Genomic DNA, 12,296 nt, shown 5'->3' with positions numbered 1-12,296 from the left:
TAAATTACCAAAAATATCCACAGAGCATACAAAGTATGTACTGTACGCTATAAAAGCACAGATACACACACTCCATGAAGGTCTAAAGCAAATAGCAAGCTAGCCGGTAGCCTGTATGGCTTAACCATAAGTTAATTATTCCTTGGTGAATCCAACTTTAGCCGCTTTAATCATACCTCCAAATGTATCTTTGTTAAGTTAACCAACTATCTACAAATCTTGAGGTTTTATGATAATCATCTGCCAGACGATCAATAAGCATCTGCACAGCTTCAGTGCTTGCACTATATCAAGCAGTAAATTCGCTAATTTACTGCATAATTATTTAGATTAATTAATCTCTTAATTATAGATTTCTCAGGTAACTTACGCATGCTTAGCATGCACTCATTAGAAGGCTTATCCAGAAAAATAACTATAACTAAACTAGCGCGCCTGAAGTTTTATTCTGCTCAAATAAACTTTTGCAAATATTTGCCACACGAGCAGATTACAATATGTTAACTTTACATTAACTATGAACCAGCCAGCCAATAGATATGAAAAGTATACCGAACATTTTATAGAAGAGCGTTCAATTCGGTGGTGACTTGAAGATCATTGCTACTAGCTTTCAATACAGCTAAAATATTGGGATCTTGACTAGCGCTACATTAAACAGCACCAAGCTGAATAGTGACATATTCACGCTCATCCGCTATCAGTTTTTGACGTTCCTGGTGCGCAACCAATTTTTCTCGCACTACGATAAGTTTCACCTAGGCTGTTTAGCCTGCCGGCAAATAGCCGTAATGAATCTACTAGCCTAACGGTTAGGCCTTCTATGAGCCGACAAAAACGCCGCAACTTTCAACTACTATGTAATTCCTTAAAAAAATTAATGAAACGTCATACTTGAAACTTGAGGCAGATATCTTAGGCTGATAAATCAAGAACTACAACAAAATACACTTTACGAATAAACTTAAAGACTCAATATTAATTAGTTCAATAAAAAATTAGTAACGCTTCAATAAAACCACTTGGCTTAAATACTGTTTTCAAGCATAATACACATCGCTTTATGCTTGAAGCGGTTGCTCTGAATCATATCACTGAATAGCGAGGACTTTACTTCATGTCGAAAGAAGACAGCTTCGAAATGGAAGGTACTGTCGTCGACACTCTACCAAACACCATGTTTCGTGTGGAGTTAGAAAATGGGCACGTCGTAACTGCGCATATCTCCGGTAAGATGCGCAAGAACTATATTCGTATTCTTACCGGTGACAAAGTACGCGTTGAGCTGACGCCTTATGATTTAAGCAAAGGGCGCATTACTTATCGCGCCCGTTAAGCCGGTTAATACAAAACACCAAGTATAACTAAAATGTTGTATGCTAGATTTATCCAAGCAAACGAAATTAGGTTAATCTTAAATATACAGTGGTTTCGAGATCGCAAAATTCTTTTCTCAACAAGTCTGACTTTGTTGAGATAATGCCTCAGACTATTTCAGTTATGACTGCAAATTAAAAGGTTAAGTAGCTATCCTTTAGGTCGACATGCATTACGTCACCACTGATCTACAAGCCTACTAAATAACATGTCTTACACTAGTAGCCGCTTAATCTTATTCTGTATTACGCGACATATTGGGCGAACGCTAATTGCTAGGTTATAATTGTCTTGTGATAGCCAGTTACGTACCGCATCTGTGGTATCCAGCTGCACACGTTTGTCTTCCAGCTACACTTGAAGCTCGATAAAAAATTTATCTACGATAACTTTAGTAGACTCATGGCTGAGGCTACTAAACTGGATGATAGCATCCAGACAGTTGCGGAACTCCTGCATAAAACTTTGCTTGGTTACTTCTGTCGCATCAAATAAGTAATCTTTATAAGTACAGCCAATAGAGGCCAGCGCAGCGATTTCAGCACCAGCATTAGTAGTCATTATTACGATAATGTTACGGAAATTTACCTTACGCCAATTATTATCGGTAAAGGGTAATTTGATCGATAATCTGCAATAGTAGATTGAAAACTTCAGGATAGGCCCTTTATATTTCGTCAAACAATAGTGCGCAATGTAGTTGCTTGGTGATTGCTTCAGTTAACAGACTGCCTGGTTAAACTAGATATAACCAAGCGGCGCACCAAATCAAATGCGATACGGTTGGTGCTCTGTGTGTTCGGACATGTCGAAACGTGCTAACTTGATGCTAATAGCCGCGGCTAATTGCTGCGCTGCTTCAGTCTTAACGACACCGGTTAGGCCTAAGAATAAGAAAGAACCAACCGTTTTATCCGGTTACTTAAGGCCTGCACACGAAAGCTTGATCGCAGTAGACAGCGAATCGTCAGTCTAGCATCTTAACCGAACACAGCTAAGATCAAGGTAACGCTCAAGATTACGCAACAGCTCCTTATTTGAGCTATTGACATGTTTCAGCGGAACCATTGATATTTCCGCCACGATATACTACTCTACCTAAAGAACATAAATACGCTTCATACGTTTCTCTGTCGACTATAAGCACTGATAAGAGTCAGCCTCATCGATCATGTCGATGACTGTTTCTGGCATATTGCCATCATTAATGTAATGTGCTGTCAACTTAGCAGCTACACGTAGAACCTAATCGATATACTCTATGTCATGGTATGTCTAGAAGCACCCCTTGAGGCCGTAGAAGTATTCCACATGGTGTCTACAATCAAAAGTTCAGGCATATTAACTTTCTGGAAACGGCGCACTAGGGCATGATCGTTCTCAAAAAACCACATAAAATTTCTAAAACGCAGTCGAGTCCATGCAGATGATGTCACCAGATGACAGTAACAGCTCGAGCAAGTTAAAAGCGTTCATGATTCCACCGAGCGCCGCATCAACACCAATGATCGTATGGATTTCATCGATGAACAAACAGCCCGCAGAAGCTTTTTTAGTTTACCTAGCAGTACTTTAAAACTCTTCTAAAAATTGCCACAGTACTTAGTGCCAGTAAGCACAGCGCCAAGATCTAACGAATAAACTACACTATTAGCCAACAGATCAGACATTTGATTGTCAACAATACAATTAGCTAGGCCTTTGGCAATCACGGTTTTACCCAAACCAGCATCGCCTACAAACAATAAATTGCTATTTACACTACCGCGCAAGGATCAGCATCACACACTCAACCTCGAGTTCACTCCATATCAGCTGATCAACCAGCACCTAGAGGAGAGGCATGCTAGTTCATTAAGTCTGCTGGCATAAACATACAATGGATTGCTAAAGGAAAACTCACTGCCCTCATCGTCTTGCATATCTAGCTCACTCTAGGCATAATCTCTGTGCCTTGTTATTTTAAATATACCATGCACGGTCATGCACCGTATAGTTGACGACATCAATACAGACAATGCTTTGCTGTGTACGCAAAAAACACTGCCTGGCTTTCCTGTTCGCTAAACAATTACTGCAAGCACGTTAGCACCTGCTAACTTCACGTTTGCCAGAGCTCCGCATATAAAAACAGCACGCTACAAGACTCGCTGAAGGCCTGTGGTTAGCCTGTTTTCAGGGTCTTCATTATAGCATTGAAATCAATGGCGTAATGAAGTCTAGAAACTCCCGAAGATCAGGTTTAAATTTGTCAAAATTAGCACCGCATGCACGCAAAACAGTAGTGGCAGCTTTATTATACGGTAGCGCTAACAGCAAGTGTTAGATGATCATAAACTCATGACGCTTTATAATGTGTCTCTTGGAAAGCAAGATCAATCGTTACATAAAGCCCTCGGTTCAACATAGTTTTACCTCATACCAAAATGAGTGGAATTAAACGTTCTACTCAACTTCACAGAATAGCGAATACTGGCTTGCTCTAGCGTAATAGTTGACTTATAGGCTTTGCTGCAGCGATTTCGTGGGTAAACACACATACTGCCAGTCTTTCTACATGAATAACCAGAATTACCTTGATTGCTAGCTTTCGGTTCAGGCTGCAGGACACCCCTAGCACTTCGACAATAAAATTCCATAGGCGTGTAATCATTATTAAATAACAATTTTGTACATCGGCGACACCTATAGAGCAAGGCTTTGCGTCCTAGGCAACAATATCTGCAGAATCGTAATCATCATATTTCTTATCTCGGCAATACTGATTGAAGATTAATCAATTTATAGCTACTTAAGTGTGCATAAAATAAAAAAATTAATTAGTAGTGCAAGTACAGTGATCTTAAGCATCATATTAGATTTTTAATCTCTAATAACACGGTTATTTCGACGATTAGCGAATCTCTACAATTAATAGAGCTAACAGTGAGTAAAAGGATATATGTAGTCAACCTAATTGATTCAGGTTAGGACGAATAAATTAGGCTGATATTTAGTGATGAAGTGTAGTACAAGTGTACAAGTGGGGGTTGAATAATTAAACATTACAGTCAAGTAACTTAACAATACCAAACTAGCCAACTCAAATTAAAAAAAGCAAATAGCCTACTAGTTTTTCTAAATTTAATATTTAGCAGGCTAACCAGTTTTTATGGTTTACAGCTTGACATATATACAATTACTGCACTACTAATGCTAAAAGATAAAACTAATTTTACAACATCTATCAAGTGTTAAAAAATATAGGTCACAGTCTGAACTGAAACCAACACTGTCTGTTGGTGCAGTTTGAATAATCAAGTGAGCTGCTTTTAATCTAACCAATTATCTACTTTTATTAGGTAAAATGCCGTGAATGTCATCGAGCACCGCTGCGGTCTCAAAGAAATTACCGATTCGACATAATATCCCACTGTCATAGCTAAAGAGTCGAACAGATAAGCGGCCTATCTACGTTGCAATAAGTTAAGCGCAATAGCATTTACCGGAATAGCTGGTAAGTATCATTGGTCGTAAATTCTGGTCACCTTTTCACTGGCATATACCTATATATAAAATATTATGCGTTTGCTGCCATAAGTTTTTGTTCACAATTGCATCGACCATTCTGGTTATTACTGAACTGATGCCGCATCAGGGCAGATCATTTTTTTAATAGTAAAGATAATTAATAAGTCAAAAATATTGAAAGAATAAACATAAATCGGCGGTTATTTTGCTGCAAACTGCTAGAAACTAATTTTTTAGTAGTAGAATGCTGAACCATTGAACCCCATCAATTGATTGAACACCTAACTACATTCTTAGCTCAATCTAAATACATAGCAACTTAAATCTCACTGCCCAACATCTTTATATTAAAAACAGCATAATTCGCTACGAGGCGAGCAAAACAGGCAAGGCAGCTCATCTTAAACACATCGTACAGTGTTGATTACAATTAAGTCCTGTGACCGTTTGCATGAATACCTAATATATAAATATTAGACCTATGCATATAATCACCACGACGCTAACCTAAAGCCCATAATAGTAGACTGCTTTATAGCTATATCTTCCGTTAGAAAGAGTTAGCTATTATAATAGCTAACCAGCGTAGCGTTTAACTAATCCAACTAAACATGATCGCAAAACCTTAATATTTTGCTTATAAATGACTTTACATGAGTGCGTCTTACCCAATGTATTTAGAACTTCTACGCACTCTTTCAGAAAAGAACAGGTTAACCAAAATATGTCCATTAGCACAAAAATTATCTACACATTCACCGATGAAGCCCCAGCTCTAGCCACTTATTCACTCTTACCTATAGTCAAGGCCTTTACTGCTTCTATTGGTATCGATGTACAAACCCGTAATATCTCTCTCGCCTGGCGCATCCTCTCAAATTTTCCGGAGCAACTGAGTTCAAAAACTATCCTGGAAGACCACCTTGCCGAACTTAGCGACCTAACTGTCACACCTGAAGCTAACATTATCAAGCTACCTAATATTAGTGCCTCGACCCCGCAGCTACAAGCTGCGATTAAGGAACTACAGGCGCAGGGCTACGCTTTGCCGGACTACCCAGAAATAGTAATAACAGAAACACAAAAAGAAATTCGCGCACGTTACGACAAAATTAAGGGTAGCGCTGTGAATCATATATTGCGCGAAGGTAACTCTGACCGCTACATACCGCTCTCAGTCAAAAATTACGCACGCAAGCACCCGCATAAAATGGGTACTTGGATTGCTAAATCAAAATCGCATATTGCTCACATGAGCCATGGCGACTTCTATGGCAGCGAAAAAGCCTTAACAATTGAAGCAACCGACACTATAAAGATCGAGTTGATCACTAAAGATGGCACTACTACCGTTCTAAAAGAAAAAACTTTTGTACAATCTGGTGAGATTATCGACACCGCAGTGTTAAGCAAAAAAGCTCTGCGTGCATTCATCGCTAGCGAAATCGAAGACGCAAAAAAACAAGGTATACTGTTGTCGGTGCATTTAAAAGCCACTATGATGAAGATTTCCGACCCAATCATATTCGGGCAAATTGTTACCGAGTTCTATAAAGACGTCATCACTAAACACACTACCGTGCTGAAACAGATTGGCTTTAACCAGAATAATGGCATTGGCGACCTGTATGCTCGTATCAAGACTCTGTCAGCTGCCGAGCAAGCACAGATAGAATCCGATATTCAGACGATATACGCCGTGCGCCCTTCTCTGGCGATGGTTGACTTCGATAAAGGCATTACTAACCTACACATGCCAAACAATGTAATTATTGACTCCTCAATGCCAACCATGATCCGTAACTCGGGCAAAATGTATGATATCGATGGCGAACTGCGCGACACTAAAGCCATAATTCCAGATCGTTGTTACGCCACTATCTATCAGGCAATTATTGAAGACTGCAAGTCTAATGGCGCGTTCGACCCAACTACTATGGGCAGCGTGCGGAACATTGGCCTTATGGCCAAGAGAGCCGAAGAGTACGGTTCCCATGACAAGACCTTCCAAGTTGGGGCTGAAGGCGTAGTCCAAGTTACTGATAGTAAAGGTAATGTACTAATGGAACAGAATGTTGGGACTGGTGACATTTTTCGTATGTGCCAGACCAAAGACGAACCAATCCAAGATTGGGTCAAACTGGCTGTTGACCGTACCCGCACCAGCAGTACCCCAGCTATCTTTTGGCTAGATCCACGACGATCTCACGATAGCATGCTAGCTCAGAAAGTGCAAGTTTACCTAAAAAACCACAATACCGAATACTTGGATATTCGCATCATGTCGCCGGTCGATGCAATGAAGCTCACCCTGGAGCGTACTCGCAAAGGTCTAAATACTATCTCGGTGACAGGCAATGTACTTCGCGATTACCTGACTGACTTGTTTCCAATTATGGAGCTTGGCTCCAGCTCCAAAATACTATCAATCATACCGCTACTCAATGATGGTAGAGTATTCGAAACTGGCGCTGGTGGTTCAGCACCAAAACACATGCAACAACTAATAGAAGAGAACTTCTTACGCTGGGATTCCTTGGGCGAGTTCATGGCTCTAGCCGCTTCCCTAGAGCATTTTAGTATTTATAATCATAATCCAGAAGCCCTGGTCTTGTCTAAAACCCTAGATCAAGCTAACAGTCAGTTACTCGATAACAACAAATCGCCGGCGCGCAAGGTCGGCAATATAGATAACCGTGGTAGCCACTTTTATCTAGCGCTTTACTGGGCTCAAGCCTTAGCCACCCAGACTGAAGACATTTCACTGCAAGCACAGTTCGCTAGGCTAGCTAAAACCCTGAGCGACAACGAAGTGACTATTGTTGCAGAGCTGAACGCTGTGCATGGCAAACCATTGAATCTCGGTGGTTACTATGCGCCTAACCCAGAGCTAACCAGCAAAGCCATGCGCCCAAGTAATACCCTCAATACAGCAATTGCCAAGTTAAAGTAAAGCTCTAGATGGCTAGAAACCAGATTCCGGTCTAGCTTTCTTCAATCACCGACAAATTTGAAGCAGTTTATAACTTGACAACCAAGCACATTGCTTAAGCCGCTATTGTTGAATAGTAACTGCCACTTTCTGATGTGTTACATAGCAGAAAGGCAGTTGCGCCTTATGCAATCAGTCATGAACTACCTGTCACTAGCTTTAACTCCTAACTTGAAGCTGCCACGCACGAAAACCTTACAAACTAGCGCTAACGTAGAAGCTGCTGGCGTTATCGATATCCATTTATATAAACTACTACCCAGCAATGGCGTACTCTGTAAACATGTGCGTTTTACCACCAAAACCTTATACACTATCATGAATGATAGTGTGCAGATTCAGACAGTTAAAGATACCTACTAGCCAGTATTGTGACTAGCTGATGGCTGCTATGCAAAAATTACGAAGTGAAATTAATGATCTATGATATCAGTGATTGTTTAAATAATTAAGTACTACAGCCTCAAAACTTCATTTTTGTCTTTTTGTTTTGCTAACGCCAATCTGCTAAAATTGTATTTTGTTCAAAACAAAAGTTGAAACCATATGCCTGATCCAGCCTTTTCTGACGTAAACAAAAAGCGTGTCATTGTCGCTATGTCTGGCGGCGTAGATTCTTCCGTTGCTGCCGTTCTTCTTGTAGAACAAGGTTATAAAGTAGAAGGCCTGTTCATGAAAAACTGGGAAGAAGATGATGGAACAAAATATTGCACCACCATGAATGACCTGGCGGACGCCCAAGCTGTATGTGACAAAATCGGCATAAAACTGCACACAGCTAACTTTGCTGCAGAGTACTGGGATAACGTATTTGAGCATTTCCTGACTGAATATCAGGCTGGCCGTACACCAAACCCAGATATTTGGTGTAACCGCGAGATCAAGTTTAAGGTGTTCCTTAAGTACACAATGATGCTAGGCACCGATTTGATCGCTACTGGCCACTATGTACGACGTCGCGAAGTAGATGGCCGCACCGAATTGCTGAAAGGCCTAGATCCGAATAAAGACCAGAGCTACTTTCTGCACGCTGTTGGCGTAGAACAGATCGCTAAAACACTGTTTCCAGTGGGTAAACTCAATAAATCCACAGTGCGTAAAATCGCAGAGAAGCACGGTCTAGTTACAGCTAAGAAAAAGAATTCCACCGGGATCTGTTTTATTGGTAAACGTCGATTCAGCGACTTTCTCAAGCAATACCTACCAGCCCAGCCTGGTAAAATCAAAACTATCGACGGTAAAATAATTGGCCGCCACCATGGCTTGATGTACCATACTATTGGCCAGCGCCATGGCCTAGGTATTGGTGGTTTAAATGACGCCGGTAAAGAACCGTGGTACGTAATATCTAAAGAACTGCAACACAATACGCTAATCGTGGGTCAAGGCAATCAACACTCACTGTTATTCTCCAGCACCTTGCTTGCCTCAGAAATATATTGGATCAACCCAATGGACCTGAAAACACCACGTCGACTGACCGCTACAGTACGTTATCGACAGAGCCAACAGCCATGCACCATAAGTAAAATTGCGAGCGGCTATCGTACCACATTCGATAATCCACAGCGTGCAGTAGCACCTGGCCAATCTGTAGTATTTTATGATGGTGAAATATGTTTGGGTGGTGGTGTAATTGAAGTGGCTGAACCATGGAGTAACGCAACATAAGCTACACTTAATAGTAATGAACTGGCATTCCGGTAGTTCCTGGTAGCTGTATTAGTAAGTAGGTTTGTTAGAACTTAACCAAGTTACTGGAGCTGACTATTACTTGTATAATAGACAGCCTATTAATCTGCAATTCCAATGATTACCTAGAAGTATATAAATAGTGGTGATGACTTGATGCTGCAGAATGTTATCACACCCTAATGTACCGTCTTAGAACGCAAACCAGGGCCATTTGCAACGCGTGCAACTGTATGATGTGCCATGCTAATTGCTTAACCAAGTGGTCTTGTTCACTGGTTAAGCAATTAGCATGGCATAACCAAAGCTACTAGTAAGCGACTGTCGTCGATTAAATCTTAAATCGAATGCTTCAGCCTGACTCACGACAACGTAATTGTTGCCCATAGTGCGCTGCATCAAAATACCTTAAACACTTTATATCCGCGCATTCATGTGTACAACGATATGCGTAACTTGCAGAATTTTAACAGCGTATTAAAATACGCGTCATGCTCATAGGCTAGTATTCGGCCTATACTCTTGTAGCGGCAGTTAGGGTAGATATTGTTGGCAGTTAGTAATTAGCCAGTGCACACTACTTGAAAGAAGTTTACCAATATATATTGCAGCTAATCAGTTGCAGTATCTAGCTTTTATCGTCCTACGCGTAATTATATCGTTTAGTTATCAACTGACCGTAAGATTTTTCATTTATAATGCATGCCATGTTTCGTTACTAGACTGTTTGAGAATTACCCTATGCAAATCTCTTCACTCACTGCAATTTCCCCTATTGACGGTCGCTATGCTAATAAAACTCAGGCTTTACGCTATATATTCAGCGAATACGGCTTGATTCGTGCTCGTATTCTAGTTGAAGTACGCTGGCTTCAACGCCTAGCTGCTCACCCGGCAATAAGTGAAGTGCTAGTATTTTCAGACAAAGCTAATGCTATCTTGAGCGCCCTTACGGAAAACTTTTCTCTTAAATATGCCGAACGCGTGAAAGAGATCGAGTGTAGCACCAATCATGATGTCAAGGCAGTCGAATACTTGCTCAAAGAGCAAGCAGCCACAGTGCCAGAATTAGCCAAAGTCAGCGAATTTATCCACTTTGCCTGTACTAGCGAGGACATCAATAACCTTGCCTACGCTATGATGCTAAAAGAAGGACGTCATGACATAATACTGCCATTAATGCGTCAGACCGCCGAAGCCATTCGCGAACTAGCAATAAACTTCGCTACAGTGTCAATGCTATCGCGTACCCATGGTCAGCCAGCATCGCCGACTACTTTGGGTAAAGAACTAGCCAACGTGGTGTACCGCCTAGAGCGCCAAATCGCTCAAACTGCTGCCGTGCCGCTTATGGGCAAGATCAACGGCGCAGTTGGCAACTACAACGCCCACTTATCTGCCTATCCGGATATTGATTGGGAAGCTAACTCTCGTATTTTTATTGAAGATGAGCTAGGTCTATGTTTTAACCCATATACTACGCAGATCGAACCGCACGACTACATTGCCGAGCTTTGTAACGCCATTGCACGCTTCAACATTATCCTGATTGACTTCAATCGCGATATCTGGGGCTATATATCCTTAGGCTATTTTAAACTACACATCATTACTAGTGAAAGTGGTTCGTCGACCATGCCACACAAGATCAACCCGATCAACTTTGAAAACTCCGAAGGCAATCTAGGCATGGCTAATGCTGTACTCCACCACCTTGCTAGCAATTTACCTATTTCTCGATGGCAGCGCGACCTGACTGGCTCAACTGTACTACGAAATTTAGGTGTAGGCTTAGCCTATTGTGTGATCGCGTACAAAGCGAGTTTAAAAGGCATCAGCCAACTTGAACTAAACGAGCAGAAGATTGCTGCCGATCTAAATTCCTTTTGGGAAGTCTTAGCTGAGCCGATTCAAACTGTAATGCGCCGCTACAACATTGAAAACCCATACGAAAAGCTGAAAGAATTAACGCGTGGTAAGGTTATTAGCCCTGACGCCTTACAAACTTTTATCGATAATTTAGACATACCAGTCTCAGCTAAGATTAAACTCAAACTCCTTACCCCAGCCAATTACATTGGTAATGCGGTGACTCAAGCTAAGCGTATTTAATATTTAATTAGCATCACCTAACGACACGAGAGTCTTTATACGACTATTGGCAAACGAAACATTGCCATTATGGCAGACTATTTATAATGTCCAAAAACTGATTGATGTTGATAGACTGCGCGTCTTGAACTCCAGGAGAAAAGATTATACTGTAACCGATGGTTAAGCGCAACTAATGATAATTGGAACTGCACGACATTTAGTTAGTTCACTAAACATATCTACGGCTCTACGTCAAATGGTAAGTGTATATTTTTTAACAAAACGGACAGCCAGTTTTATGCTATAAATTGTCGCATTGTAGTAGTACTTTATGTCTTATCAAAAGAGTACACCTGATGTTAGCGAAAGCTGGCTAACATGTCTATAATTAAAACGTGCTCCTGCTTGTATGCTTAAAATGAGCGCAATTAGCAAGCAGGCTAATATATGCACTTTCTAAAACCAGCTGCTACAACATACCAAACATACACATCCTGGCTGAACTTTAAAGAGAGCTCTAAGTGAATCTTAGAGTTAAATAGACATGCTTTAATTACTAGCGCTGCTACTCATGCTTGAGCATGACTCAGTATAATTACATGACAATATTTAATCTGTTTCTGTACACCGA

The 12,296-nt window shown here is 40.9% G+C and carries 6 protein-coding genes and 1 pseudogene; 5 read left to right on the top strand and 2 right to left on the bottom strand.

The genetic code is table 11. The annotated features are described in order from the left end of the window. Positions 1-1,117 precede the first annotated feature (1,117 nt). Positions 1,118-1,336, top strand: coding sequence for a translation initiation factor IF-1 (infA, locus tag C3B55_RS02040; protein WP_002553999.1), 219 nt, complete (start codon positions 1,118-1,120; stop codon positions 1,334-1,336). Between the two features lie 175 nt (positions 1,337-1,511). On the opposite strand, the pseudogene C3B55_RS02035 reads toward infA, so the two are convergent. Together C3B55_RS02035 and C3B55_RS04665 are read right to left on the bottom strand one after the other, a co-directional pair. Then, a pseudogene (locus C3B55_RS02035) lies at positions 1,512-3,784 on the bottom strand (AAA family ATPase). Positions 3,785-3,859: 75 nt separating this feature from the next. After that, positions 3,860-4,030: a hypothetical protein gene (locus C3B55_RS04665; RefSeq protein ID WP_457912689.1), complete on the bottom strand. Its 171-nt coding sequence runs from the start codon at positions 4,028-4,030 to the stop codon at positions 3,860-3,862. A 1,581-nt stretch (positions 4,031-5,611) separates the two neighbouring features. Between C3B55_RS04665 and C3B55_RS02025 the strand changes: the two genes are divergently transcribed. The 4 genes from C3B55_RS02025 to purB all read left to right on the top strand — a co-directional run bounded on the left by C3B55_RS02025 (position 5,612) and on the right by purB (position 11,683). Next, on the top strand, positions 5,612-7,840 hold the full coding sequence (locus C3B55_RS02025) for an NADP-dependent isocitrate dehydrogenase (protein ID WP_129211025.1): 2,229 nt from the start codon (positions 5,612-5,614) through the stop codon (positions 7,838-7,840). A 177-nt stretch (positions 7,841-8,017) separates the two neighbouring features. Beyond that, complete coding sequence (locus C3B55_RS02020) at positions 8,018-8,242, top strand: hypothetical protein (protein WP_157978052.1); 225 nt, start codon at positions 8,018-8,020, stop codon at positions 8,240-8,242. Positions 8,243-8,425: 183 nt separating this feature from the next. Further along, on the top strand, positions 8,426-9,550 hold the full coding sequence (gene mnmA / locus C3B55_RS02015; protein ID WP_129211021.1) for a tRNA 2-thiouridine(34) synthase MnmA: 1,125 nt from the start codon (positions 8,426-8,428) through the stop codon (positions 9,548-9,550). A gap of 762 nt (positions 9,551-10,312) precedes the next feature. After that, complete coding sequence (purB, locus tag C3B55_RS02010; RefSeq protein WP_129211019.1) at positions 10,313-11,683, top strand: adenylosuccinate lyase; 1,371 nt, start codon at positions 10,313-10,315, stop codon at positions 11,681-11,683. Positions 11,684-12,296: the final 613 nt, after the last annotated feature.

It is taken from the genome of Candidatus Pseudomonas adelgestsugas (genome assembly GCF_004124255.1).
Taxonomy (GTDB): Bacteria; Pseudomonadota; Gammaproteobacteria; order Pseudomonadales; family Pseudomonadaceae; genus Aquipseudomonas; species Aquipseudomonas adelgestsugas.
The sequence above is the reverse complement of the archived record's forward strand: the minus strand, read 5'-3'. Positions and strand labels throughout refer to the sequence as shown.